24 protein-coding genes are annotated in these 25,777 nt (G+C 42.5%); 9 read left to right on the forward strand and 15 right to left on the reverse strand.

Going from position 1 to position 25,777, the window contains the following annotated elements; translation table 11 throughout:
• Positions 1-113 precede the first annotated feature (113 nt).
• Positions 114-1,532: a SulP family inorganic anion transporter gene (locus ACM0OW_RS17560; RefSeq protein WP_414551477.1), complete on the reverse strand. Its 1,419-nt coding sequence runs from the start codon at positions 1,530-1,532 to the stop codon at positions 114-116.
• Positions 1,533-2,106: 574 nt separating this feature from the next.
• Between ACM0OW_RS17560 and ACM0OW_RS17565 the strand changes: the two genes are divergently transcribed.
• From ACM0OW_RS17565 to ACM0OW_RS17575, 3 genes are all read left to right on the forward strand, one after another.
• The gene (locus ACM0OW_RS17565) at positions 2,107-2,259 is read left to right on the forward strand and encodes a hypothetical protein (RefSeq protein WP_414551439.1); all 153 of its coding nucleotides are present in this window, start codon (positions 2,107-2,109) and stop codon (positions 2,257-2,259) included.
• 96 nt (positions 2,260-2,355) lie between these two features.
• The gene (locus tag ACM0OW_RS17570; protein ID WP_414551478.1) at positions 2,356-3,705 is read left to right on the forward strand and encodes a GTP-binding protein; all 1,350 of its coding nucleotides are present in this window, start codon (positions 2,356-2,358) and stop codon (positions 3,703-3,705) included.
• A 266-nt stretch (positions 3,706-3,971) separates the two neighbouring features.
• The gene (locus ACM0OW_RS17575; protein WP_414551440.1) at positions 3,972-4,241 is read left to right on the forward strand and encodes a Calvin cycle protein CP12; all 270 of its coding nucleotides are present in this window, start codon (positions 3,972-3,974) and stop codon (positions 4,239-4,241) included.
• Here the strand turns inward: ACM0OW_RS17575 and ACM0OW_RS17580 are convergent.
• From ACM0OW_RS17580 to ACM0OW_RS17590, 3 genes are all read right to left on the reverse strand, one after another.
• The gene (locus ACM0OW_RS17580; protein ID WP_414551441.1) at positions 4,238-5,056 is read right to left on the reverse strand and encodes a TlyA family RNA methyltransferase; all 819 of its coding nucleotides are present in this window, start codon (positions 5,054-5,056) and stop codon (positions 4,238-4,240) included. The two genes, ACM0OW_RS17575 and ACM0OW_RS17580, sit on opposite strands and share 4 nt — an antisense overlap.
• Before the next feature lie 205 nt (positions 5,057-5,261).
• Positions 5,262-7,115, reverse strand: a complete 1,854-nt coding sequence (locus ACM0OW_RS17585) for a HEAT repeat domain-containing protein (RefSeq protein WP_414551442.1) — start codon at positions 7,113-7,115, stop codon at positions 5,262-5,264.
• Positions 7,069-7,410, reverse strand: a complete 342-nt coding sequence (locus ACM0OW_RS17590; protein ID WP_414551443.1) for an NTPase (NACHT family) — start codon at positions 7,408-7,410, stop codon at positions 7,069-7,071. Before ACM0OW_RS17590 ends, ACM0OW_RS17585 begins: the two co-directional genes overlap by 47 nt.
• Before the next feature lie 426 nt (positions 7,411-7,836).
• Between ACM0OW_RS17590 and ACM0OW_RS17595 the strand changes: the two genes are divergently transcribed.
• Complete coding sequence (locus tag ACM0OW_RS17595) at positions 7,837-8,214, forward strand: hypothetical protein (protein WP_414551444.1); 378 nt, start codon at positions 7,837-7,839, stop codon at positions 8,212-8,214.
• A 318-nt stretch (positions 8,215-8,532) separates the two neighbouring features.
• On the opposite strand, the gene ACM0OW_RS17600 is transcribed toward ACM0OW_RS17595, so the two are convergent.
• On the reverse strand, positions 8,533-8,967 hold the full coding sequence (locus ACM0OW_RS17600) for a DUF29 family protein (RefSeq protein WP_414551445.1): 435 nt from the start codon (positions 8,965-8,967) through the stop codon (positions 8,533-8,535).
• 194 nt (positions 8,968-9,161) lie between these two features.
• Entirely contained in the window at positions 9,162-9,671 is a 510-nt protein-coding gene (apcB, locus tag ACM0OW_RS17605; protein WP_414551446.1) for an allophycocyanin subunit beta, read from the reverse strand.
• A gap of 370 nt (positions 9,672-10,041) precedes the next feature.
• On the opposite strand from apcB, the gene glnA reads away from it, so the two are divergent.
• Entirely contained in the window at positions 10,042-11,457 is a 1,416-nt protein-coding gene (glnA, locus tag ACM0OW_RS17610) for a type I glutamate--ammonia ligase (RefSeq protein ID WP_414551447.1), read from the forward strand.
• A gap of 182 nt (positions 11,458-11,639) precedes the next feature.
• On the opposite strand, the gene ACM0OW_RS17615 is transcribed toward glnA, so the two are convergent.
• The gene (locus ACM0OW_RS17615; protein ID WP_414551448.1) at positions 11,640-11,840 is read right to left on the reverse strand and encodes a hypothetical protein; all 201 of its coding nucleotides are present in this window, start codon (positions 11,838-11,840) and stop codon (positions 11,640-11,642) included.
• Positions 11,841-12,566: 726 nt separating this feature from the next.
• On the opposite strand from ACM0OW_RS17615, the gene ACM0OW_RS17620 reads away from it, so the two are divergent.
• Positions 12,567-13,625, forward strand: coding sequence for a class I SAM-dependent methyltransferase (locus ACM0OW_RS17620; RefSeq protein WP_414551449.1), 1,059 nt, complete (start codon positions 12,567-12,569; stop codon positions 13,623-13,625).
• Between the two features lie 154 nt (positions 13,626-13,779).
• Positions 13,780-14,058, forward strand: a complete 279-nt coding sequence (locus ACM0OW_RS17625; RefSeq protein WP_414551450.1) for a hypothetical protein — start codon at positions 13,780-13,782, stop codon at positions 14,056-14,058.
• Positions 14,059-14,235: 177 nt separating this feature from the next.
• Here ACM0OW_RS17625 and ACM0OW_RS17630 read toward each other — a convergent pair whose 3' ends face one another.
• From ACM0OW_RS17630 to ACM0OW_RS17665, 8 genes are all read right to left on the reverse strand, one after another.
• The gene (locus ACM0OW_RS17630) at positions 14,236-15,342 is read right to left on the reverse strand and encodes an alkene reductase (protein WP_414551451.1); all 1,107 of its coding nucleotides are present in this window, start codon (positions 15,340-15,342) and stop codon (positions 14,236-14,238) included.
• A 42-nt stretch (positions 15,343-15,384) separates the two neighbouring features.
• A complete protein-coding gene (locus tag ACM0OW_RS17635) occupies positions 15,385-16,863 on the reverse strand; it encodes a catalase (protein WP_414551452.1) in 1,479 nt (492 codons plus the stop codon).
• A 99-nt stretch (positions 16,864-16,962) separates the two neighbouring features.
• Complete coding sequence (locus ACM0OW_RS17640; protein ID WP_414551453.1) at positions 16,963-17,610, reverse strand: isochorismatase family protein; 648 nt, start codon at positions 17,608-17,610, stop codon at positions 16,963-16,965.
• Complete coding sequence (locus ACM0OW_RS17645) at positions 17,607-18,185, reverse strand: DsbA family protein (protein WP_414551454.1); 579 nt, start codon at positions 18,183-18,185, stop codon at positions 17,607-17,609. Before ACM0OW_RS17645 ends, ACM0OW_RS17640 begins: the two co-directional genes overlap by 4 nt.
• Positions 18,186-18,401: 216 nt before the next feature.
• A complete protein-coding gene (locus ACM0OW_RS17650; protein WP_414551455.1) occupies positions 18,402-18,794 on the reverse strand; it encodes a type II toxin-antitoxin system VapC family toxin in 393 nt (130 codons plus the stop codon).
• A complete protein-coding gene (locus ACM0OW_RS17655; RefSeq protein WP_414551456.1) occupies positions 18,795-19,043 on the reverse strand; it encodes a DUF2281 domain-containing protein in 249 nt (82 codons plus the stop codon).
• Between the two features lie 17 nt (positions 19,044-19,060).
• Complete coding sequence (locus tag ACM0OW_RS17660; protein ID WP_414551457.1) at positions 19,061-19,693, reverse strand: response regulator; 633 nt, start codon at positions 19,691-19,693, stop codon at positions 19,061-19,063.
• Positions 19,656-22,115, reverse strand: coding sequence for a GAF domain-containing protein (locus ACM0OW_RS17665; RefSeq protein WP_414551458.1), 2,460 nt, complete (start codon positions 22,113-22,115; stop codon positions 19,656-19,658). Before ACM0OW_RS17665 ends, ACM0OW_RS17660 begins: the two co-directional genes overlap by 38 nt.
• Before the next feature lie 211 nt (positions 22,116-22,326).
• On the opposite strand from ACM0OW_RS17665, the gene ACM0OW_RS17670 reads away from it, so the two are divergent.
• Entirely contained in the window at positions 22,327-24,579 is a 2,253-nt protein-coding gene (locus ACM0OW_RS17670; RefSeq protein WP_414551459.1) for a CHASE2 domain-containing protein, read from the forward strand.
• A gap of 40 nt (positions 24,580-24,619) precedes the next feature.
• On the forward strand, positions 24,620-25,648 hold the full coding sequence (locus ACM0OW_RS17675) for a VOC family protein (RefSeq protein ID WP_414551460.1): 1,029 nt from the start codon (positions 24,620-24,622) through the stop codon (positions 25,646-25,648).
• Positions 25,649-25,777 lie beyond the last annotated feature (129 nt).

Raw genomic sequence — 25,777 nt, forward strand, 5'->3', positions numbered from 1 at the left:
GGTTTGAGGCTTTAGATTTGGATTGGAAGGTAAACATAGAGCAAAAGTCAAAAGTTTGCTGTGAATTAGTTTGGCAATTTTACTATTTCCTCAACACCTTGATAGTTGTCCTACTACTCTTGTTTGAGAGCATCAGCTTGTTGAGAAGTTGCTAATTTATTCAGCAAAGTAGCACTAGCTTCATTTAGTCCGATGATTTCTACATCTGCACCATTACGGCGAAATTTCATGATTGCTCTATCAAGTACTTCCACTGCACCTTGATCCCACAGGTGAGCATGAGTTAAGTCAATGGTGACACGCTCAATGAGTTCGGTAAAATCAAAAGATGCCAGAAATTCATCTCTTGATAAAAAGAAAATTTGTCCGACGACTTTATAGATGCGATGGGAACTATCTTCACTCAGCACTTTATCCACAAATACCAACTGGGCAATTTTGCTGGAGAAGAATACTGTACTCATAACAATACCTGTGACTACACCCAAGGCAAAATTACGAGTAAAAATCGTCACGAACATTGTTGTCAACATGACGGCGGTTTCTGTGCGGGGGATGCGGGGAAGATTTTTTAAGGATGACCAGCGAAATGTCCCAATTGATACCATAATCATGACAGCGACTAATGCGGCCATGGGCATTTGCTTCACCCAATCTTGCAAAAACAAAATGGCAATTAACAGGAAAACTCCCGCCGCTAGGGTTGATAGTCTTCCTCTCCCACCAGACTGGACATTAATTACTGATTGCCCAATCATCCCACATCCTGCCATGCCCCCAAAAAAGGCAGTGACAATATTGGCGATACCTTGTCCTTTGGCTTCTTGATTTTTATCGCTGGGGGTATCGGTGAGTTCATCTACCAAAGCCGCAGTTAAGAAGGAAGCTAATAAACCGACGATGGCTAAGGTAAGGGAATAGGGCAAAATAATTTGCAGTGTTTGCAGATTCCAGGGTACTTGGGGCAGGGCAAATAAAGGTAAACTTGCGGGTAATTCTCCCATATCTCCCACTGTGGGAACGTCAAGTTTGAGGGCGATCGCTGCTATAGTCATCACAGCGAGAGCGACTAAAGGCGAGGGAACTGCTTTGGTGAAGCGAGGCAGTATATAAATAATCCCCAAAGAAAGTATAGTCAGTATATACACAGTTGGCGGAACGTTGGTGAGTTGGGGTAATTGAGCCAGAAAAATTAACACCGCCAAGGCGTTAATATAGCCAATCATTACCGCCCTGGGGACAAATCTCATTTGACGACCGAGTTTTAGCACCCCAAACAAAAGCTGAAACACCCCGGTTAAAAAGGTAGCGGCGAATAAATATTGCAAGCCATGATCTCTGACTAAATCAATCATTAGCAGCGCCATTGCACCTGTAGCGGCAGAAATTGAACCCGGTCGGCCGCCTAAAAAGGCTGTCATGACTGCAATAATAAATGAGGCGTATAACCCAACTTTGGGGTCAACTCCGGCAATAATCGAAAAGGCGATCGCTTCGGGAATTAAAGCCAGTCCTACAACAGCCCCAGCCATGATGTCTCTCTGAGTGTTAGAAAACCACTCTCGCCTCAAAATAGTTCCGTTCAAGTTTCCTCCTTGCGCCGTTATGCATCTAAAATTACTAGTAATTTGGCGCACTCCAAATAGTCCACCTGTTAACAACATTGAGTAATCAGCAGCATACTGATTTGCAGAATTAGACAGTATGTGTAACTCTGAATTGGTAAACTCAGAGCAGCTTGGAAAAGCCAAATTGTCAGGGTAGATTAGTTGCCTACAAATACAACTAAAACTCAATTTAAGCTTCTCTGTTTATCTGGAAGTGAAGTTTAAATAATTCTAATTATTGCCAGGCAAATGGAAAGTTTTAGGGTGGACAATCCCAACTATTTAACGCTACCGAAGAGATTGTTACCTGCGACATTACCCGAACCTACTGAATACTAAACAATTACAAGGACGTTGATGACTTTATGCTTACAATATCATGGTGTTGTTACAATTTGCAATAAAAATATAATTAATATTATTCTTGAACAGTGATTTCAGAGCAATATTTAGGTATTTAAACTATGGAGATGCTGTTCTTACTTTTATATATTTTTTTATGCCCAAATTTCGCCGTGACCAAACCAAAGACGAACTTCGGTTAATGATGGGTGGTCGATTAGCCGCAGGAATGGCTGGTGGTGTTCCTCTCATCGGTGCGATCGCCTTTAATACTAGCTATCAGGATTATGATAATTTTCACAAGCCATGACGTAATAGTTATGGTGCAGAACTACTAAAAGCGGGAAATTAGAGCAAAATGGAAATGTAGCCTGTTGTTTGTTCAACCTTGAATCAATCTAACTTCGTGCGTAATCTCCAAGAAACTCACTTAAACCGCGCCCGTGCTAGTCTCAGACAAGCGCTATCTTGGTATGGATTTCTCCGCAAGTCAGGAAAGTTTTCCTCAAATCCAGAATTGGTAGGCTTGCTGAAACCAGAATTAGACGCGTTGAACTCCACACTCAACAAACTCGACTCCAATGTGATTAGAATTGCGGCTTTTGGTTTGGTGAGTCGGGGAAAATCAGCCGTATTAAATGCTTTGCTGGGGGAGAAGGTTCTTCAAACTGGTCCCCTGAATGGTGTCACCCAATGGCCTCGTTCTGTACGTTGGCAACCAGGAGGTAAGGTATTAGTAGAGTTAATTGATACCCCTGGATTAGATGAAATTGACGGGGAAACACGGGCAAAAATGGCGCGAGAGGTGACGCGTCAGGCTGATTTAATTTTGTTTGTGGTTTCAGGTGATATCACGCGGACTGAGTATCGGGCTTTGCTGGAGTTACGAAAGGCACAAAAGCCACTGATTTTAGTTTTTAACAAAATCGATTTATATCCAGAAACAGACCGTTCCGCAATTTATGACAATTTGCAACAACTAGGCGCAGGACATCCCCAAGCCAAGCCTTTATTACCTGATGAAATTGTTATGGTGGCGGCGGAACCAGCACCGATGGAAGTCCGGGTTGAGTGGCCTGATGGTCGTGTCAGCTATGAATTGGAGACACCACAGCCCCAGGTAGAAGAATTACAGCAGACAATTTTAAATATTCTCAATCGGGAAGGGCGATCGCTGCTGGCTTTAAATGCACTAATTCAAGCACGGGATGCGGAAGAGGCGATCGCCCAAAAGACTATGGACTTACGGGACAAAGAAGCTGAAGATATTATTTGGAAATTTACTAAATACAAAGCTTTGGCAGTAGGATTAAATCCTGTACCTGCTTTAGATGTGATCTGTGGTACGATTGCCGACCTAGCTTTGATTCGTTCTCTCGCACGGTTATATGGCTTACCTATGACTAGCTATGAAGCCAGCAAAATTTTAAAGACGATTTTCTTTAGTTCTGGTGGTTTGCTGTTAGGAGAAATAGGTAGTAGTTTCTTGCTAGGTTTAGGTAAAAGTACGGCGGTTATAGCTAGTGGTGAAAATCCTCTGAATATTACTGCTTACGCTGGCACTGCGATCGCGCAATCTGGGATTGCAGGTTATGGTGCATACACTGTCGGGAAAGCCGCCCAAGTATATTTAGAAAAAGGTTGTACTTGGGGACAACTAGGAGCTAGCACCGTCATTCAAGAGATTTTATCTCAAGTTGACCACAATACAATTCTGTATCGCTTGCAACAGGAATTAGGCGCAAAGTATCAATAATCGTGATCAAATCATTTTCCATCAAATTCTGATGACAATAGGTCTAAATTACCAAATTTAGATGCAAAATTAAGAAAATGATGGACAGAAAAATCAAGGCAAAAACTCCAAACAGAAATTTGATTTTCTTTGATTTTTTACCTTCATTTTACGGTGTTTACTACCAGACGCTTTTGATCAGCCTATCTACACTGGAAGTATCAGCTTTTGAGATCATCTGAAGCTTACAGTCAATGTTCATCTCACTCAACACAGGTGAAAATATCATGACAAAAACCCTAGAAGCCGTCCAATCTGCTGTTAACTCCGGGACTACAACTCTTGATGAAGCTATCTTAGAATCTATTGTAGAAGCTCGTCAAACCTGTGAAGCAGACGGAGACAATTCGGCTGGCTGTGCTGTAGCTTGGGATATCGTAGAAGAATTACAAGCTGAAAAAGCGCATCAACAGCAAGCAAAACATCGCAAAACTGCTCTAGAAAGCTACTGTGAGAAACATCCAGAAGCGATAGAGTGCTTAATCTACGATGTTTAACTTGTTCGTAAATCAGCAATGGCTGATTGCGTCATTTGCTTAATCGCCTCTAAATCAGGCGGTGGTGAGTCACTTTCCATTCCTAACCATAAAAGATACTCGATATTTCCAGCCGGGCCAGTAATCGGCGACCAAGTTAAACCTTTGTATTGCCATCCTAATTGACAAGCCACTTGCAAAACTTGGAAAATAGCATCAGCTTGATCATGAGGATTGCGAACAACGCCTTTTTTGCCAACACGGGATTTTCCCACTTCAAACTGTGGCTTAACTAGCAAGACTGCATCCCTGGGAGATTTAGTTAATCGCCACAAAGCCGGCAAAATCTTAGTTAAGGAAATAAACGATACATCCACCACCGCCAAATCAGGTATTTCGTCACCTTCACCATACAATTCTTCGGGTGTGAGATTCCGTAAATTGGTACGTTCTCTTAAAATCACCCGTGGATCATTTCTTAAACCCCAGTCAACTTGTCCATAACCGACATCAATGCCGTAAACTTGTTTTGCTCCCGCTTGTAGCAAGCAATCGGTAAAACCACCTGTAGAAATTCCCCCATCTAAACAAATGCGTCCGGTGGTGGAGATAGGGAAAGCATCCAAAGCCTTTATCAGTTTCTCACCTCCGCGAGACACAAAGCGCGATCGCACTTTCACCTTAATTTCAGCCGCAATATCAACTTCTGTCCCAACCTTATCCACCACCTGCTGATTTACAGTCACCTCACCCGCCTGAATTAATCGCTGTGCTAAAGCGCGAGAAGGACATAAATTTAACTCTACTAATAAAGTATCGAGTCGCTGCTTCACCAATTAACTTAACTCTCCTGGTAATATTAAATTTAGAGCAAAATGAATAATTTCTTCACAGTTCACCAGATTTTCGGCGTTGCTGAATCAAAGTATGAAATGCCAACAATACCTTTCTTTTTCTTCGTACCTTTGCGCCTTTGCGCCTTTGCGTGAGATATAAAGATGTGGTTCACTTAGCAGAAAATCGCTGTAGCTAATGGACAGTTTAAGATTCCCATGTAATTGTATAAGAATCTAACGAACCTTTACCCTTACCTTGTCGCCAACAATTATCTGCTTCCCATGCGCCGTTTTCTGTCTCGCGTTTGCGACTGCGGACGGTGAGGGTGTTATTTTCCAACTTCATTAGGTGATATTGCCAACCTTTGGCGGTGGTGAGTTCGTGGGTGGGTGCGCCGAATGTTCCCGCGCAGATGCGATGTAGTTTTCGTTCTTCGTCGTATTTATAAACGTCTTGTTGTGCTTGGTGGACGTGTCCGTGTAGGAAGAAGCGAAAACCTGCGACGGCTAACTGTTCCATAAAGCTTTGGTCTTTGATGCGGTCATCCCAGGCGCTATCTAGGGGATGATGCCATACTGCTATTTTGATGCAGTTTGTATATTCTTGCTGGCGGCGAATTTTTGTGAGGGCGTTGCTGAGTGTATTCATGTTAATGGTGGCACGGGATTTGTAATGATGATCCAATTGCCAAGCGGAGTTTAACCCTAGAATGAGCAGGTTTTGGTTGGGGAAATGGTCTAGGGTGTATTGCTGGTCATACTTTAGGGGATATGGTTGGTTTTTGATAGTTTGGTAGAATTGAGTGAAGTGTTCAAAGCGTTGTTGGTATTTTTCCTCGTCTCGTACACGAATGACACTGGTACTTTCTTCTATATATTCACCTTGCGTCAGTTCTCCTTCATAGTCGTCACGGTCAATTAATTGGTAAGCTTTTTTTGCTAGTGACCAATTGAGGTCATGATTACCGGGAACGATGATAATTTGCTCAGGTTGGAGGGCGAAATCTTGGCGGAGTTCGTCAAAAAATTGTTGGGCTGCTTCGTATTCTGCGGGGGTTGATTTGTTGGCGATGTCGCCGGAGAGAATGAGGGCATCAAGTTGAGGAATATCGAGTTCATTTCGCAAGTCGGTGGCTAGTTGGTTAGACCAAAGTTTGGCTTGGTCAGGTGTACCAAAGTGCAGGTCTGAGAGATGGAGGATGTACATTAGGGATGTTTTACTTGGCTGGGATGGGGGAAGATATAGTTGTGGTTTCTGTTCTGTAAGACATCTAAAATATTGACAGTTTTCTTGTATTGCTTCCAGTGTTTCTAGTGCATAACGCAGCGTATCTCCATTATTTGCTGACACAAATTTTTCATCGTTTAGCAACATCATAAGCTGAGGTAAAGCCGCTTCTGAGTTGATTTGTCCCAGGGCAGATGCCGCACTCTCACGCACGCTATATTCTTCATCTTCTAGCAGTTTAATTAACTCAGGGAGCGCCGCTTCTGGATTTATTTGTTCTATGACAGATGCGGCTATATAACGCACAGTATAGTCTTGATTTACTAGTAATTTAATTAGTTCAGGAATCGCTGCTTGTGATTTTATGTTTTCTAGTGCAGATGCGGCTCTATGACGCACATCATATTTTTCATCTTCAAGTAATTTAAGTAAACCAGGAATTGCCGCTTCTGATTTTATTGCTTCCAAGGCAGATGCGGCTGTAGAATACACATCATATTCTTCATCTGCCAGCAATTGAATTAATCCAGGAATTGCTGCTTCTGATTTCATTTCTCCTAAAGCGTAGGCTGCTCCAGACCTCACATTATCCGCTTTATCTTCTAGTAATCTAATTAAATCAAAAATCAATTCATCTGATTTCATTTCTCCTAAAGCATCGGCTGCTCTATAACGCACAAAATACTTTTCATCTGCCAGCAATTGAATCAATCCAGGAATTGCCGCTTCTGATTTCATTTCTCCTAAAGTCAATACTGCACTATGACGCACATTCTTATCTTCATCATCTAGCAATTGAACTAATCCAGGAATTGCCACCTCTGATTTCATTCAACAACCGCACCAACGCCGTTGATTTACCCGAACCTGGCCGCCCTACCAGTAAGACGTGTTCTTGAGCATATTTCCGCAACCCTGCCAATACATCTAAACGCTCAGTTTTCTTCTGGGTTTCGCTCCGTTCCTCTTTGGTGGGCTGTACCGTCTCCACCATAAAATCTAGCAGCAGGGGCGATTTCTTCTGCTCAACTCGCTGCTGTCCCACTACATCCGTCAGCGTGTAAGCCTTCCACCATTGGGCATAATCATTGCCGAGTGATTGGAGATAGTCATTCCAGTTGCTCATGGTGTGTGGAATAGTGAGATGTTGGCGTTAGGGAAAGATTCAATGTTGCTTGCCTAACCCCTGGTAACGGTGTATTTTTGACAAGGTTTAACTTACTGAGTGAAATTGTAACTTATTATCTGAGTTTAGATTTTATTAAATAAGCAACAGCAGTTCGTCGTCGAGTATTTTGACGAATTAAGTGATCACAAGGTGAAAATTGAGAGGCTCAGATCCCCGACTTCTTTGAGAAGTCGGGGATCTTTTGTGTTCTCGAACTACGAATTGTGCTAATTTCATCTCAGTGAACTTTGCTATCACCAATGTCTAACCTATTACCAACTGAATCCCAGCCTAAATCTCTCGATGATTTTGAATTAGACTTGCTCAAACAGGAATACTTTTTTTCTGCAAAACACTATCGAAGACTATAACAAGCAGATTTGGGTGATTAAAGCCCTGGGAATTACTGGGACTGGGGGAGTCTTAGCATTGATGTTACAGCAAAAACCCATCGCCAGTGCGATCGCCTTAATAGGTTGCTCTATTCCCTTATTTTTCTGGATTCTGGAAAGTCAATGGAAACACTTTCAGCGCGGTTTCTATCCCCGCGTTGCCGAAATTGAGTATATTCTCGCCAATACATACAAGTTGAAAAGCCCTGGTATCTATGGCAGTTGGTCGAAAACCCACAAGCGTCAGCACATTTCTAAACGTCAAGGCTACCTCTGGGATGGTCTGCTCAATCGTAGTGTTTTCATGAGCTACATCCTAGAGATTTTCTTTCTATTGATCATAGCGGCGATCGCACCTAATATTTTGTAATAATTACTCCCGGTGCGCTGATTTTCTCGGCGGTGATCAAAAAGCCGGAACAGAAGAATAGGGGTTATCCCCAAAGCGATCGCATCACAGCTTACCAACTAAGAATTATGAATTATTATCTTGTAACCTTATCAATCAGTAGTGGCGTGGCAAGGCTAAAATGTTGTAAAAAAATTGTAGGTTGGGTTGACGTAAGGAAACCCAACATCATTGGTCGCGTTGGGTTGCGCTGCGCTTAACCCAACCTACGTCTAATGCACTATTTTAAGCTTGTCAGTCCAGTAGGGTGGGTTAGCCATAACCCACATCAATGCCGAATTAACTTGATTCTCCTGGTAATATCAAATCTAAAGCTAAATGAATAATTTCTTCCCGGTTCACCAACTTCTCTAACTCTTCTGGCTGATAACGACCTTCTTCTACTTCCAAGGAAGCCTGATCAATCGCATTTAAATAAGCTTCTTCTAAAGTTTCCCATAATTCTGATTGCGTGAGGTAATAACCTCCAGCTTTACGGCGCTTATTTTCTCGCTGAATTTCCCGAACAGAATTGCGAATTGAAACTTCCCAAGAGCGAGTGCTGCGATATTCCGCTTTTTGCTTAATTAAATGTAACAAAAGAATCACGGCATAACTACGAATCGTTTTAATAATGTCATTTCGGCTCATTTCTGCCAATTCTTCCACGATAACCAAAGCTCCGGTAACATCGCCTTTAATGAGTAACTCTTTCAAAGTTAGTAATTCTTCCATAGTTTAGCGCCTGAAACATCGGTAACTGCTATTGTCATCTGAAAGCACAGATAACTTGTTTAAAGCCTACCCTGCTTTTATTATTAAAAAAAGTAAACGCACCTTGTCAAAAAAGCCAAAGTGCGATGTGTATATTATCTGTCATTACAGACTAGGCTTGTTATCCCGTGATTGCTCATCACCAGGGCTAGAGACTAAATATCTTTCTCGCTTAACTCACGAGTCATATAATCAAAAGGTTCATCCACAAAGGCTGTATCAGCGACACCTGCGGCTGCAACTTGTGCCTTGACCATATCCTTAAGAATTTGGATACCAGACACCGTTGGGCTAATAGGTACACCTAAAGAATTGTAAGTTTCCCGCAACCCTTGAAGCACACGCTCATCTAACACATTCATGTTACCCGCCACCAAAGCATAGGTAGCATAGCGGAGGTAATAGTCCATATCCCGGAGACAAGCCGCATAACGACGAGTTGTGTAGGCATTTCCGCCTGGACGAATCAACTCAGGTTGTTCTTCAAATAACTTAACACTGGCCTGTTTTACCAGCGCGGCTGCATTCGAGTTAATCGCCGCCGCCGCTTGTACCCGTGCTGTGCCACTTTCAAAATAAGTTTTGAGGCTGTCAATCGCATTCCGGTCAAAATAACGTCCAGTAACGTCATAATTCTTAATCAAGCTTGTAACTGCATCACGCATTCTTTCTTCTCCCAATCAATGCTATCTATGGTTTGATATTAATTTGGTCGCACTTATGCACCAGTAAATTTTTGTGCCATGTATTTTATTTAAAATATGATGCGGCACAAAAACAATTCATCCGCTATCTAAGGATTCTATGCCAAAGTTGACCCCAAGAGATGAACTTTACGTTTTGTGCAGATGTGAGGCAAAAGGTTAATATAAGCTGTAATCCAGATAAGCTGTAACAAAAAGTACAAAATCTTCTAATGTCCAGGATTTATGATATTTCAGGTGTGTCATCTACAACTTAGTTCAAATCATCTGGGTTAGGATGCTTTGGAAGATTCTAGTTTGATTTTAGGAAATAGGTAGAGAAGGAGTAACAATGACGACCGCAAAAGAAGTCCTGAAATTGATTCAAGACCAAAAAATTCAGATGATTGATCTGAAATTCATCGATACACCAGGAACTTGGCAACATCTCACCTTGTACCAAGACCAAATCGATGAAAGTTCCTTCTCTGATGGCGTACCTTTCGACGGTTCCAGCATTCGGGGTTGGAAAAACATTAACGAATCGGACATGATGATGGTACTCGATCCCAACACTGCTTGGATCGACCCCTTCATGAAAGAGCCAACGTTAAGTATAGTTTGTAGTATTAAAGAACCCCGCACAGGTGAATGGTATAACCGTTGTCCCCGTGTTATTGCCCAACGAGCAATTGATTACCTAGTTTCTACTGGTCTTGGTGATACAGCCTTCTTTGGCCCTGAAGCCGAATTCTTTATCTTTGATGATGTCCGCTATGACCAAAATGCCCATGAAGGCTACTACCATGTAGATTCTATCGAAGGTGGTTGGAATTCTGGGAGGAAAGAAAGCCCCAACTTGGGTTACAAAACACGCTTCAAAGAAGGCTACTTCCCAGTATCGCCTGCGGATAGTTTCCAAGACATCCGTACCGAAATGCTGCTGACAATGAAAGATTGCGGCGTACCCATTGAAAAACAACACCACGAAGTTGCGACTGGTGGTCAGTGCGAATTGGGTTTCCGCTTTGGTAAATTGATTGAAGCGGCTGACTGGCTGATGACTTACAAATATGTCATCAAGAATGTTGCCAAAAAATACGGCAAAACTGTCACCTTTATGCCAAAACCAATTTTTGGGGATAACGGTTCAGGTATGCACTGTCACCAATCCATCTGGAGAGATGGTAAACCTCTATTTGCTGGTGATAAGTATGCTGGGATGAGCGAAATGGGCTTGTACTACATTGGTGGTATCCTGAAGCACGCACCAGCACTTTTGGCTATTACCAACCCCACAACTAACTCTTACAAACGCCTAGTACCTGGTTACGAAGCACCTGTGAATTTGGCTTACTCCCAAGGGAACCGTTCTGCTTCTGTGCGGATTCCTTTATCTGGCGATAACCCCAAAGCCAAGCGCTTAGAGTTCCGTTGTCCTGATGCGACTGCTAACCCCTACTTAGCATTTGCAGCCATGCTGTGTGCTGGTATTGATGGCATCAAGAACAAAATCCATCCTGGTGAACCTTTAGATAAAAATATCTATGAACTCTCTCCAGAAGAACTGGCGAAGGTTCCTTCAACTCCGGGTTCTCTGGAATTGGCATTGGAAGCACTAGAAAATGATCATGCTTTCTTAACAGAATCAGGCGTGTTCAGCGAAGACTTCATCCAAAACTGGATTGACTACAAGCTGGCTAACGACGTTAAGCAGATGCAGATGCGTCCTCACCCTTATGAGTTTTACCTCTATTACGATTGCTAATTACGATTAGTAGTGAATTTTTAGCCACCCTATGAGGGTGGCTTTTTTTTAATTATCACTATCAAAAATTGAGTGTATTGCCATTTTCAAGCCAGGAATTTAGACTTTTCGTCCATAAACCCTGGTAGACGCATTATATTGATAATCTATTTTTGACTTTTGACTTCCGCGTAGCGGTGGTGCTAGCTCATGGAAGCGTGGCTGCTTTCATAAATCATCCGAGTAGTCGGATCAATTTTCCCTTGAAGAGGACTCCAGTATTCGGATAATTCTTCAGGAAGACCGAGTTCCTGTGCCGCACGCATCAGCATTGATTGTTGACGATTCTTCACTTGCTGATATTGGCGCATTGCTAACGCACGAGTTCTATCTTGAATAGACATATCACAGTCCTCCTTATGGTTTTCGTTATATTTGATTCGCTATTTATCTTTCGTTCTTTTATATTAGCGAGATTTCTGTAGCTAAAGTTACAAAATAGTGATTTTGTAATAAAAGTTTATATTTGAGTGGCTGGAGATGACTATTTTCTAGTCAAAAGCTTCACCACAACTTTATTCAGGCGGATTTCCTGAAATACAAAACCTTACCCCCAACCCCTCTCCGCAAGCGCTACGGTGTACACACAAGTGATCTGATCCCCCTAAATCAAATCCCCCCTAATGGGCAGGGCTGTTTCGTTCCCTAAAAGGGTTAAAATTGCAAGGGTCAAACAGATAAAAATTGAGGGCAAATCCACAATTAGGACAAAAAATTTTGGTGTCTTCAGCCCGAAATACCTAGTTTTTCTTTGCGTCTAACGCACTTCGTGCTAGAGCCTACGGCACGCTCCGCGAACGCTTCGCTGATGCGCCTTTGCGTGAGATTATCCTCTAGACAAATCTCCAACACAAGCGAATGAAACAGCCCTGCCTTCTCAAGGGGGGATCAAAACGCTGTTAGGCAACTTGATTAAGACTTGTGTGTAAACGATAGCCTTACTAAGGAGAGGGGAGATTGTCAAAAACCAAAGTTGAATGTTATTTAATTCATATCTCTCAGCTAGATGATTTTTTCGTTACAATTTTTTACATATAATTACTAAAAGTGATAAATATCCCCATATTCTTATGTCTGACACTTTAAGCAAGCTGACTTATCAGACCTTTCAACAAGGCAAAAGTTACTTTGGTCTAGCTCATAAAACCTTAAGTTCAAGGCTGATGAATCTCATTCATCCCACTCTAGGGCAAAGGGGCAAACCCCTTTCTAGCGAGGTTTTGTTGAAATTTCAACAAAAAATGAATGATCTGTTAGAAACAGATTGGCAGGATGCCCAAAAAGGGGTATATCCCGAAAGCTTACTGTTTGACAACCCCTGGTCAGATTTTTTCCGTTACTATCCACTGCTATGTCTAGACCTACCTCAAATCTGGGAACGGTCTGAACAAAAGAAATATCAGGAATTTTCGCCGGAAATAGAGACGGATGGTTATCCCAGCTATTATGTGCAGAACTTTCATCACCAAAGTAACGGCTATTTGAGCGACGATTCAGCAAATTTATATGATTTACAGGTAGAAATTCTCTTTAATGGCACAGCTGACCCGATGCGGCGGCGGATTCTTGCGCCTCTGAAGGAAGGGTTGAAAGCTTTTGATGCTGTTGCGCCACGACAAATGCGGGTTTTAGATGTTGCTTGTGGTACTGGGCGAACACTGAAGATGATTCGGGCAGCTTTACCTCAAGCATCCTTGTATGGTGTTGATTTATCACCAACTTATTTACGTAAGGCAAATCAACAATTATCCGAAATTCCCGGAGAGTTACCGCAACTGTTACAAGCCAATGCGGAAGAGTTACCTTACTTAAACGACTATTTTCATGCCGTAAATTCTGTGTTTCTCTTCCATGAGTTACCCGCAACAGTGCGGCAAACAGTGATTGAACAATGTTTCCGAGTCACAAAACCGGGGGGGATATTTGTAATTTGTGATTCCATTCAAAGGAATGATGCCTCTGAATTTGCTGTACTCATGGAATCTTTCGCGGAATTTTATCATGAACCTTACTATCGGAATTATACTCATGATGACTTGGTAGAACGTCTAGAAAAAGCGGGTTTTGAAAAGATTTCGATCCAATTTCACTTTGCGAGTAAGTATTTTATTGCTCATAAGCCAGCTTAAGTTGTATAAAAGGTGAGTATGTTCGCTCATGCCACAATAAATAAATTCAGTAAAATGTCAGTTTTTCTTGGCATTTGTGGTTTCATTGAACATCAAGTATTATGCAAGCTGTTTACCCTATTAGTAGGGTTGCTTACACGCAGGGGATGAAAGAATGAGGGTTTGGCTGGCTTGTTTTTTAGTGTTGTTTGCTTTGGCAGAACTGTTTGACTGGTTAAAAGCATTTAATCTGCCGTTGCCAATTTATATTTTGGGTGGGGCATTTTTAGCGGTTGCTTCTAACTATGACAAAATTATTGGCTCTTACTTCAGTGATGCAATGATTGAAACATCACCGGAACAACCGCAGTTAAATTCCCCTAGCCAATCCCTTGATCCTATTTCTTTCCCTAGTCCTGTTGAACAAGTACAGCAATCGGAAACACAATTTTAGGGAATATCAAAAAATAAATTACCCAAAAATTGTAGTGTCGTGGCCAGCTTAAAATGATGCAAAAAATTTTAGGTTGGGTTGACTTAACCAAACCCAAAATCATTGGTAGCGTTGGGTTGCGCTGCGCTTAACCCAACCTACGTCTAATCCACTGTTTTAGGCTTGTCAGTCCCTGAGTTAAGCAATTTTTGAGGGGTTGAGGAAGGAATAGTCAATATAGCCCTTCTCGTCGCCTCCGTAGAAGCTGCTGCGGTCAGGTTCATTCAATGCTGTATCTAAGCGAAAACGTTCTGGTAAGTCTGGATTAGCAATATATAATGTGCCGAAAGAAACTAAGTCAGCATTACAAGATGCGATCGCACTATTCGCTTTTTCTTTATCATAACCACCATTGGTAATTAGTGTTCCTTGATAAATAGCCCGGAAGTAATCAACTGGAATCGCTGTACCACCATGCCGGATATCTGCTGGTGTGGGTTCCATTAAGTGAATATACCCTAGCCCAAATTGGTTGAGTGCATCAATCACATAGCTAAATGTGGCTTTGGGATTTGAGTCACGAATATCGTTATAAGTGTTGCTAGGCGAAAGTTTAATTCCCACACGATTGCCACCCCAAACGCTACATACTGCCTCAGTAACTTCCAGGAGGAATCGCGCCCGATTTTCTATAGATCCACCATAGCGATCGCTGCGTTGATTTGCACTATCTTGAAGAAACTGATCAAGCAAATATCCAAAGGCTCCATGAATCTCTACACCATCAAAGCCAGCAGCTAGAGCATTTTTGGATCCCTGGCGAAATTGGTCAACTACATCGGCAATTTCCTCTGTTTCTAAAGCACGAGGGGTAACAAAAGGTTGAGAACCAGTATAAGTCATAGCTTCACCTACAGGAGCGATCGCTGAAGGAGCCACTGGTAATGCACCATCTGGTTGCAAAGATGGGTGAGAAATTCGCCCTACGTGCCACAGTTGCAAAAATATTCGACCACCTGCATTATGTACGGCATCTGTTACCTGCCGCCATCCCTCAATCTGTTCTGGGGAATGAATTCCAGGCGTTGCTGGATAGCCTACACCTTGGGGTGATACTTGGGTCGCTTCAGTTACAATCAATCCTGCCGTGGCTCTTTGAGCATAATACTTGGCATTGATTGCAGTGGGGACGTTTCCCTCACCAGACCGATTGCGAGTCATTGGAGCCATCACAATGCGGTTGGGCAGTGTGTAGGGGCCTAGTTGGACAGAAGCGAATAAATTGGTGCTAGTTAAATTAGTCATGGAAGTATTTAATGTTGATGGGTAGTATGAAAAAACTGGCGGTTATAAAGAAAGACCAAGTGCTTCAGCAACGCCTTTACCATAAGCTGGATCGGCTTTGGTAAATAAGGCTAGTTGGCGTTCGATAATAAATTTCGGGACATCTTCCAAAGAAGCGGCAATGTTGGTAAATAGCCTTTCTTGTTCATCTGGGGATAGTAAGCGGAATAATTCACCAGCTTGGGTGTAATCATCAGTGCCATCACGGTAGTCGTAGCGATCGCCAAAGGCGGGGCTTTGCCCATCGCCATCACCAGAAATTTTCACAGGTGGTTCTTTATACTGCGAATCTGCTACAGGGCCACTAAAGCTATTCGGTTCGTAGTTCACAGAACCTTTGCCGTTATCGTCGTGGCGCATTAAGCCATCTCGATGATAGGTGTGTGCCTTGGTTGCATGGGGACAGTTGACCGGGAGACTTTCATAATTCACGCCCAGACGATAGCGATGGGCATCGGGATAAGATATAATCCGCGCCTGGAGCATTTTATCTGGACTCAAAGAAATTCCTGGCACAACATTTGAGGGCGCAAAAGCAGACTGTTCCATTTGGGCAAAGTAATTTTCGGGATTGCGGTTCAATTCCAGAATCCCCACCTCGATTAAGGGATAATCTTTGTGAGGCCAAACTTTAGTTAAATCAAAAGGATTGTAGGGAGTTTTTTCGGCATCGGCTTCTGGCATAATCTGAACCATGAAGCGCCATTGCGGATAATCACCCCACTCAATGGCGTAGAATAAATCACGCTGGGCGCTTTCGCGGTCTTCTCCCACAATTTGGGTAGCTTCTGCGTTGGTTAAGTTCTGAATGCCCTGCTTAGTTTTGAAATGGAACTTCACCCAAAAGCGCTCATTGGCGGCATTGATGAAGCTGTAAGTATGACTACCGTAACCATTCATGTAACGATGACTTTGGGGTAAACCGCGATCGCTAAATAAGATTGTTACTTGATGCAGACTTTCCGGTGTCAGCGACCAAAAATCCCACATAGCAGTAGGGTTACGTAGATTGGTTTTGGGGTCGCGCTTTTGGGTGTGGATAAAATCGCTAAATTTCAAAGGATCGCGGACAAAGAACACGGGAGTATTATTACCTACCATGTCCCAATTACCCTCTGCGGTGTAAAACTTTACAGCAAAGCCGCGGACATCTCGTTCAGCATCGGCCGCACCCCGTTCACCCGCAACTGTGGAAAAACGAGCTATCACCTCAGTTTGCTGCCCTATTTGGGAGAAGAGTTTGGCTTTTGTATATTGGGTGATGTCATTGGTGACTGTGAATGTACCATAAGCACCTGTACCTTTGGCATGAACAACTCTTTCAGGAATTCTTTCCCGATTAAAGTGCGCCATTTTCTCTATCAGGTGAAAGTCTTGCATTAATAGGGGGCCGCGTGGTCCCGCAGTTAATGAGTTTTGGTTATCACTGACGGGAATTCCAGCATCAGTGGTGAGAATTTTTTTCTCGGATTCGGGATTCATGGTTTTGTGTGGGTGAATTTTTTTTAACGAACCGCCAAGTACGCCAAGTACGCCAAGTTAAGAAGGAGAAGGAAAAAATGCTTGATTGAGGGGGATAGTTTACTGCTTTGCTAGATAGTCTAAATGGGCGGCTATGTAGCCAAAGTTGGGCAGACGATTCATATAAAGTCCGCCAATTTCTGCTGCTGTGGGTTTTGTCCAATCTGCTTGGAGTTCTGCTAGTACCATGTTGGTGTTAGCAATTTTTACACCTGCTTGACTCATGCGGAACATTGAGGCATACATGGCGTGTTGATTGACTGTGCCAGAAGCATCCATGACGGCATAAACGTCAAAGCCTTCACCAACTGCGCTGACTGCGGGAAATGTGAGACATACATCGGCTGTGACTCCTGCCATGATCAGTTTTTGGCGTTTAGTTTTCTTGACTGCATCCACAAATGCCGGGTCATTCCAAGCGTTAATAATCACGCGATCAATAATCGGTGCTTCGGGTAAGGTAGCAATTAATTCTGGAAATAAAGGGCCGTTAGCACCATCAGGATTGCTAGTTGTGAGAATTGTTGGTAGAGAAAATACTTTAGCGGCTTCTGCTAACCAAAGAGTATTATTTTTTAAATTAACTGCATCGATGTCAGTCAGACCGAATGCCATTGTCCCGACTTGATGATCGATTAACAACATGGCCGCATTATCAGGGGTGAGTTGCTCAAACAAAACCTTGTTGTCAATGGCAATATTGGTCATGGTGTTTTATTGGTAAATTGTTCAGTTTGCTTGACTGCTTCTAAGAGTGTCTGAAGCAGGTTCTGAAAATCACAGGCATTTTCGTAGCGATCGCCATTAATAAAAAATGCAGGTGTATCAGTGACACCGTTACGCACGCCGCTTTGCCAGTCTTGATTTACCCGGTCAGCATAGGCATGATTTGTCATATCCCGGAGAAATTGGGGAATATTCAGTCCTAATTGCTGGGCGTACTCTACTAAGTAACCATTATTTAGTTCGTTTTGGCACTTAAATAAAGTGTCGTGCATTTGCCAGAATTTACCCTGAGCGCCAGCTATTTCAGCAGCTTCGGCAGCTTTTTGTGATTGGGGATAGATTTGAGTTTGGGGAAAATGACGGTATACAAAATAAATTTTGTTACCAAGTTGTTGCTGAATTTTTGGGATTATCCTGTGAGCTTCTCCACTATGAGGGCATTGATAATTGCCATACTTAACCAGCACTATAGGCGCATCTATGGCTCCTTGAGTGTGGCGATGATCGCAATCAGAAATCGGTACGCTCAACCTGTTATGATCATTTGTCTGGCTCATGAAAAACCTTGGTGAAAGACAATGCTTAAAAGTCTGTGAAAGTCAGTCCACAGGTTCAGCATCGTCTAGGTTTTAATATATAAAATTAGTAAAAGCTTGTCCCTATGCCAAGGTTGAAGTTTTTAGCATATATAAAGGTGAAGCATAATTTGACCGGAAGAGTAGGAGATTACCCTAACTTGAGGCTAGGTTTAATCCGTAATTAAGAAAGTTTAATCAATACCAATCTGCGATCGCTAGTCCTGGAACCCTGGAAAATTCTTTGAGGTTGTGGGTAATTAGAATTGCCTCAAGTGCTACGGCTGTTCCGGCTATTAAAACATCTATCTGACCAATTGGAGTTCCTTGCTTTTCCAACTGAGCGCGAATTGTAGCAGCTGCAAGCGCCGCATCTCGATCAAATGCAACCAACTTCACTCGGCTCACAAGTTGTTGAAGTTGTTGGCTACGTTTTCCAGGGGAGGTGGATTTTGCAATGCCGACTTGTAATTCAAACAAAACAATTGTCGGGACAATAATTTCTTGTGCAGATACATTAGCAAGGTTTTGAGCAACTTGTCCTTGACCTTTAAAGTAGTAGATTAGGGTATTAGTGTCCAATACGTACATTTAAAGGCTCTCCCGCCGGATATCTTGCCCAGCTTCGGCACGAATGTCTTCTAGGGTAGGAAAATCATCTTTCCAAGTTCCAGCAAGGGAATAAACAAGTTCTGCCCAAGGAACTGTCTCTACTGTATCGGTGGGTTGATTGGTTTTGAGGTACTTAGCCCGAATAAATTCTGCAAAAGTTAAAACTTCGTGGGCTTGGTCTTGGGGAAGAGAGTTGACGAGTGCGTAAATCTGCTCGGCGATGGTCATAATAGGATTTTAGATTTCTACTGAAGATTAACAATTCCCCGCTTCAAGGCTGTAATTACTGCCTGAATGCGATCGCTTACTCCCAATTTACTGTAAATATTATTAACATGGTACTTGACAGTTCCCTCTGATATCTGCAATACCGCACCAATTTCTTGATTGCTTTTACCAGTGGTGATCAGTTGAATTACTTCTAATTCTCTTTTGCTCAGTTGCAAGCTACCAACTCGTTCTGCTAGTTTACTGCCGACGGAAGGTGGAATATATTTTTTGCCAGAGTTAACAATCCGAATGGCTGCTAGTAGTTCATCAGGTTCGGCATCTTTGAGTAAATAGCCTTTAGCCCCAGCTTTTAATCCCCGATAGATATCTTCGTCGCCGTCGTAGGTAGTCAGAACAATAATTTGGGCGTTGCTAAACTCGGCACATAAGACAGTAATAGCAGCAACTCCATCCATTTCTGGCATTCGCAAATCCATTAAAGTTACATCAGGTTGATGCTGCCCGAATGCTGTTATTGCTTCTTGTCCGTTAGAAACTTGAGCGACAACTACCATATCTGATTCCCTGTTAATCATCGCCGCTAAACCCTGGCGGACTACAGGATGATCATCAACAATTAAGATACGAATCGAGATTTTTTGCGTCATTATCGATTGATATCATAATTTCTGTTCCCTGTCCTGGGATACTTTGAATTATTAACTCTGCGCCAATGCGATCGCAACGTTCTTTCATACTAATCAATCCAAAACCCTGCACCATAGATAAACTATCCATTTCAAAACCCTGCCCATTGTCTTTTACCCGCAGGATAAATTCAGTGGGTTGATACACTAATTGAATCTGAATTTCACTGGCTTGTGCATATTTGACCGCATTTGTCAATGTCTCTTGTCCAATACGCAGCAAGTTATTTTCTCTGTCTATCGATAACGGATATACTTCCCCGATAACTGTGCAGACGATCTGCGTATCAATGGAAGAAGACATTTGTGCTGCGAGGCGGTTAAAAGCTTTACGTAGATTGCTAGTTTCTAATATTTGTGGACGCAGGGCGTTAACAGACCTCCTAGCCTCAGCCAGTCCTTCACGTGCCAAATCCCGTGCTTGATTGATATGCGCCTGAACATCTGCTGATTCATCCGTGATGATTCTGGAGGCAGCACCCAACTGGATAATTACACCTGTGAAGGCTTGAGCTAGAGTATCATGGATTTCTCTAGCCATGCGGTTACGTTCTTCCAAAATCGCAGCTTGGCGACCTTGCTCGGCTAAATTGGTTAACTGAATTGCTAAGGTGGCTTGCTGTGCCAATGCCATAATTAATTCCATATTTTCGGGTAAGCTAGTTCTGGCTTCCCGGAAGCAAAACCCAATAAATCCCAGGTGGCGATCGCCTAAAATCAATGGTACACGGACAATGGAACGATGCCCTTGATGGTGATGCCAGTTAATCTGGGAAGATATCCTGGGATTACAGTCATCCAAATTAAAAAAGACAGCTTCACCTCTAAAAAGTGCTGTTTCCCAAAAGGAAGCGATATCTCCGGGAATAGATTTTTTAAATTGTGCTAGTTCGGGAGTTGTTTTAATGGGAAGCACTTTTCCTGCTCGCACATATCGTTTCATGACTCGTGTGTTGGATGACTCATCATAGAGGAATAAAGCCGCAGCATAGGAATTAATTTGAGCGGAGGCTTCTAAAAGAATATGTTCCCAAAATGTCTCGCAGTTGGGTTGATCTGCCAATCGATTCACACAGCCTCGTAATGATTCATTGGCTTTGGCTAATTCGGCTGCTCTGGCTTCAGCTGCTCTGGCGCGTTCGGTAATTAGGGACTCTACTAATTGTTTACGGTGTAATGCGGCTCCAATACTTTCAGCCGCAGCCGTGAGTACATCTATTTCCTGTTGGCTCCACTGGCGAGGAGTGACACAATCATCAAAGCCGACACAACCGATGTAGCTTCCTTCAATAAATATGGGGACAACACCTGTAGATTTGATTTCCAGTTGATCAAATTGCTGTCGTGTAATTACAGGTAATTCATCTATAACCCGCCACATAGACTGACCTTGATACAGTGGTTTAATCATGACTTGGAAATCATCATTGTCCATGACAGACATCCCCACAGAATCATGGTCTGCGATTCCGGTTGCAACCCACTCATAGATGACGCAGTGCTTGAGCCGTTGGGTGGATGGATCTTGATGTTCTAAAATCAGGACAACACGACTCATATTCACTAGTTTTCCCACAGCTTCCAGGGCAGTTGGAATTGCCACATCAATATCTTCAGTTTTTAACAAATTTTTGGTAATTTGGGAAACTACCGAAAGTATGCGATTGCTTCGCAGCGCTTCGCTACCGCGTTGTTGTAATTGCTCATTTACCTTGACCAATTCAGCAGCCTTTTCTTGTTCAGCTTGCAGTAAGGCTTGTTGGCTACGTTGACGCTGAATGGCACTACCAATACAAGCAGCTGCGGTTTTGAGTACATCCAGTTCTGCCGGATTTCGTCGTTTGGATACACGACAGTCATCAAAACCCACTATTCCCCAACACTGATTTTCGACAAAAATGGGAACAGCATATAGTGCTTTTACACCGATTGCTGCTTGCCCACTGCGGAATGGTTCCGGCATTTCTTCGACCAAATAGCTAATGCTGTCACCTTGGCGACAACGCTCATACCATGCTTCGATTCCTTCCCAAGTTCCTTGGGCTACATCAGAGTCAGAGATTTGAGACACAGTATCACAGGAAGTCCATTCGTATAATAGCCTCCAGTTTGGCACTGTTAAATTAGATGGAGACTCAAAATTTTCAATCACCGTGAAGCGATCGCAATCCAAACTTTCTCCCATAATTTGCAGTGCTGTATTAACTGATTCATTAAAGTCGTCTATTGTCAATAGCGCTTGGGCGGCGGCGGCTGTGGCTGACAACAGACGAGCCAGAGGTGTTTGTTCCAGAACGGCTTTTTTTTGCTCAAGGGCGATGGCAAGCGCCGTTTGCATCCCCATATTCTCGTGTTGTAGAGTGTTGATGTCTTCTTGTAGCATAAGCCACTGGGTAAACAGTAGAATCTCTCCTTACTTTCACCTGAGATAGTTCATTTTGACAACCAAATCAAAGATATTGCTCAGAGCAAACAGTAAATTACTAAATTTTGCTAAATTAAAAAGAGTTTGACTTAAAAGCTAATTAATCCAATTCGGTAATTTTATTCCGGGTTGGTAACATTCACCAAATTTAGGCTAATGCCGCAACGCCGTGATTAGTGGAATCTTAGAAAAACTTCGAGCTGCGTTTGCTAAAGACAAGACATCCCGTGATATCTCTCCCCACAAGCACTGGTTGCAAGTGATTTTGGTAACAAGCCTGGGAGTAACAGCTTTGGTATGGGGAGTTCGGGAACTGAAATGGTTACAGCCTTGGGAATTAAAAGCTTATGATCAGATGCTGCGATCGCGTCCTGTGGAACCACTCGATCCCCGCATATTATTAGTCGAAATTACTCAAGAGGATCTAGCTCTAGAGCCGTGGCCTTTATCGGATGCCACAATCAATCAGATGTTGGCTAAACTAGAATCCTATGAACCCAGTATTATTGGTATCCATTTCAACCGTGCTAACCAGGAAAATTTAGCAGTCAATCTGAAAAACCCCGAAAAAATTATTAGCACTTGCCTATTTAGTAGCATAAATAGGCCAGAAATCCCGCCACCACCTAACTTTAACGAAGATAATTTAGGCTTTAAAGATTTAATTCCCGATTACGAAGAAGACCAAATAATCCGCCGCAGTTTATTATTTGCCCAGTCTGACGATAGTAAATGCACCACTCCTTTCTCTTTTGCTGCTAGATTAGCAGTTAATTATCTAGACAATTTGGGTTTTTCCATCAAGTTTCCTGATCAATATAATTTTTCTATAGGTGAAACTCGCTTTTCTACCCTCAAAGCCAATTCCGGTAGTTATAAAAAACTAGATGCGGCAGGTTATCAACTACTATTGAATTATCGTAATACTGATCGTATAGCTCAAAAAGTCACTCTCACACAAGTCCTTAACAATCAACTCGATCCTAATTTAGTCAAAGACAAATTAGTACTTATTGGGACAACAGCACCCAGTGTTAACTCTGGTTTAAATACACCTTATAATGCTGCACCTGACCAACCATCTAGAACGCCGCCTGTCTTAATTCATGCACAGATAGTCAGTCAACTTCTCAGTACAGTGTTAGATAAAAGACCCCTAATTTGGTACTGGTCTGAAGGGATGGAAATTCTCTGGCTGTGTGGCTGGTCAACTATAGGTACTATTGTCGGGTGGCGAATGCGACATCCTTTTTTGTTGCTAGTAGTCGGAGGTGCAAGTTTAGCTGGTTTAGTGGTAATCTGCACAATCGTATTTTTCCAAGCTGGTTGGATACCTGTAATTCCCCCAGCCATAGGATTTATTATGAGTGGTGTTAGTACGATGGTTTACACCACCTACCAGAGTCAGCAGAAAACAAAAGTTATACTGTTACAAATTGAACAACAGCAGGAAGCAATTGAACAGTTAAATATTCTTTTACAAGATACTAAAGCTACGACGATTCGTGACGTACATATTCACTCTACATCTACACCCATAATCCCAGAAAAGAAAACTGGTGATTTACTTTTGGGTGGACGTTACCAAATATCAAAAATTTTAGGGGCTGGGGGATTTGGCCGGACTTATATAGCAAATGATACTCAACGACCGGGTAATCCGATTTGTGTAGTTAAACAATTAATGCCAGCACGTCGAGATACGAAATTTTTACAAGTGGCAAGAAGGTTATTTAATACTGAAGCAGAAATTTTAGAAGTCTTGGGAAAACATCGGCAAATTCCCGAACTGTTAGCTTATTTTGAAGACAATCAAGAATTTTATTTAATTCAAGAATACATTCCTGGACATACCTTAAATGAGGAATTACCACCTGTGCAGGTTGTACAGAATGAAGCTTTTGTGATTGATATGCTCAAAGGGGTTCTAGAAGTACTAGTATTTATGCATGAGCGTCGGATAATTCATCGAGATATCAAACCAACTAATATTATTAGAAATTCTGAAGATAATCGGCTAGTATTAATTGATTTTGGTGCAGTCAAGTTGATGCAACCCCAAAATAGCGATCAAACAGAGTTAGCAACTGTCGCCATTGGAACACGGGGTTATGCGCCACCAGAGCAATTTGCTGGTCATCCCCGCTTGTCTAGTGATATTTACGCTTTGGGAATTATCGGGATTCAAGCTATTACTGGAATACCACCCCAAGAACTTAGTCCAGATTTCGACACAGGGAATATTTTGTGGCGACAAACAGCCGAAGTTAGTGACGAATTAGCAGAAATTTTAGATAAAATGGTACGCTATCATTTTAGCGATCGCTATCAAACTGCCGCAGAGGTGATGCAAGATTTAAATCACCTGACTAATTCCACGTCTACCACCTCTTCTAAAGTTTCTTCAATCCTCAAATCCTAGATAAATTTACACTATCTAAAACGTAGAATCCAAAATTTGTATGACTGATGGGAATGAAACTGCAATTGCAGGTATATATGAAGTATGTATTGGTGTTCCAGACCCAATTTTTGCCATTCAATATTGGGAGCAATTTGGCTATCGCATTGGACAAGTGGGTGAATTACCCGCAGATGCAACTTATCAATTGTATGGGGTGAATTCTTCTTTGCGTTCGATTCGCCTTTACCATCAAAATGCCGATCATGGTTTAATTAGGTTGATGGTTTGGCAAAAACCCACAAATCAGGGGTTAGGGTTAGCGTCAATGAAAGTGAAGGGAAATCGCTGGGCGACAACTTTAACTGCTGATATTCTCACCATTTTAAATCATGCAGAGGATGCAAAGGTCGGACGTTGGGCGATTAGATATACCCATCCCCACTGGGAAGTCATTTATAACAAAGAGCGAAAAAGCCGACCTTTTACAGATCCGGCTGTGGGAGTGCGAGAAATGCTATTACTGCAACCTTTAACTAGACAAGTTCTGTTTCAACGGTTTGGCTATACACTGCCAGATTATGGGCAGATTAACTATAATGCTGCTTTTCAAACTAGTCAGTGTACCCATGCGGGGATGATAGTTCAGGATGATAGTAAGCAAATCCTGAAATTTTATGAAGAAGTTTTAGGTTTATTGCGTGTACGCGATGATGTGGAAACTAGCTATGAATCTTCACCAGCCGGGCGAGAAATGTTTGACCTCCAACCGGGTGAGAAGTTTATTGTTACTGCCTTTGATGACCCTCGTTCCTCCAAGTCTGACTTGACGGCGGCGCGTAGCGGTAGACTTTACATCATTCGATTTCCAGAAGCGATGAATTTAGAATCACGCTTTGAGACATCGCAACCTGGCTGTTTAGGAATGTCACTTTATACATATCGTGTGCGTGATATCCAAGAATATTGCGATCGCATTCAAGCCAGTTCAGTGCTGAAATATACTAACATCATCGAAAATGAGTTCAGAGAGAAAAGTTTTTCCTTTGTTGCACCAGATGGCTATTTCTGGAATTTGGTAGCAGGGTAACTGGGGGAAGAGGCAAGGGGGAAAGAGGCAGAGGGGCAGGGGGCAGGGGGCAGGGGGCAGGGGGGAGATTATTAAATTATCGATGACTTCTATCTCAACCCGGAAAGCAGTCGCAATTCTGGAATATGT

The organism is Anabaena sp. CCY 0017 (genome assembly GCF_963920885.1).
Lineage (GTDB): Bacteria > Cyanobacteriota > Cyanobacteriia > Cyanobacteriales > Nostocaceae > Nodularia.

Excerpts from the sequence above, each read along its gene's own strand:
- ACM0OW_RS17560 (WP_414551477.1), bottom strand. The coding sequence starts at position 1,532 with ATGGCTGGGGCTGTTGTAGGACTGGCTTTAATTCCCGAAGCGATCGCC.
- ACM0OW_RS17565 (WP_414551439.1), top strand. The coding sequence starts at position 2,107 with ATGCCCAAATTTCGCCGTGACCAAACCAAAGACGAACTTCGGTTAATG.
- ACM0OW_RS17575 (WP_414551440.1), top strand. The coding sequence starts at position 3,972 with ATGACAAAAACCCTAGAAGCCGTCCAATCTGCTGTTAACTCCGGGACT.
- ACM0OW_RS17585 (WP_414551442.1), bottom strand. The coding sequence starts at position 7,115 with ATGAAATCAGAGGTGGCAATTCCTGGATTAGTTCAATTGCTAGATGAT.
- ACM0OW_RS17590 (WP_414551443.1), bottom strand. The coding sequence starts at position 7,410 with ATGAGCAACTGGAATGACTATCTCCAATCACTCGGCAATGATTATGCC.
- ACM0OW_RS17600 (WP_414551445.1), bottom strand. The coding sequence starts at position 8,967 with ATGGAAGAATTACTAACTTTGAAAGAGTTACTCATTAAAGGCGATGTT.
- apcB (WP_414551446.1), bottom strand. The coding sequence starts at position 9,671 with ATGCGTGATGCAGTTACAAGCTTGATTAAGAATTATGACGTTACTGGA.
- glnA (WP_414551447.1), top strand. The coding sequence starts at position 10,042 with ATGACGACCGCAAAAGAAGTCCTGAAATTGATTCAAGACCAAAAAATT.
- ACM0OW_RS17615 (WP_414551448.1), bottom strand. The coding sequence starts at position 11,840 with ATGTCTATTCAAGATAGAACTCGTGCGTTAGCAATGCGCCAATATCAG.
- ACM0OW_RS17620 (WP_414551449.1), top strand. The coding sequence starts at position 12,567 with ATGTCTGACACTTTAAGCAAGCTGACTTATCAGACCTTTCAACAAGGC.
- ACM0OW_RS17625 (WP_414551450.1), top strand. The coding sequence starts at position 13,780 with ATGAGGGTTTGGCTGGCTTGTTTTTTAGTGTTGTTTGCTTTGGCAGAA.
- ACM0OW_RS17630 (WP_414551451.1), bottom strand. The coding sequence starts at position 15,342 with ATGACTAATTTAACTAGCACCAATTTATTCGCTTCTGTCCAACTAGGC.
- ACM0OW_RS17635 (WP_414551452.1), bottom strand. The coding sequence starts at position 16,863 with ATGAATCCCGAATCCGAGAAAAAAATTCTCACCACTGATGCTGGAATT.
- ACM0OW_RS17640 (WP_414551453.1), bottom strand. The coding sequence starts at position 17,610 with ATGACCAATATTGCCATTGACAACAAGGTTTTGTTTGAGCAACTCACC.
- ACM0OW_RS17645 (WP_414551454.1), bottom strand. The coding sequence starts at position 18,185 with ATGAGCCAGACAAATGATCATAACAGGTTGAGCGTACCGATTTCTGAT.
- ACM0OW_RS17650 (WP_414551455.1), bottom strand. The coding sequence starts at position 18,794 with ATGTACGTATTGGACACTAATACCCTAATCTACTACTTTAAAGGTCAA.
- ACM0OW_RS17655 (WP_414551456.1), bottom strand. The coding sequence starts at position 19,043 with ATGACCATCGCCGAGCAGATTTACGCACTCGTCAACTCTCTTCCCCAA.
- ACM0OW_RS17660 (WP_414551457.1), bottom strand. The coding sequence starts at position 19,693 with ATGACGCAAAAAATCTCGATTCGTATCTTAATTGTTGATGATCATCCT.
- ACM0OW_RS17665 (WP_414551458.1), bottom strand. The coding sequence starts at position 22,115 with ATGCTACAAGAAGACATCAACACTCTACAACACGAGAATATGGGGATG.
- ACM0OW_RS17675 (WP_414551460.1), top strand. The coding sequence starts at position 24,620 with ATGACTGATGGGAATGAAACTGCAATTGCAGGTATATATGAAGTATGT.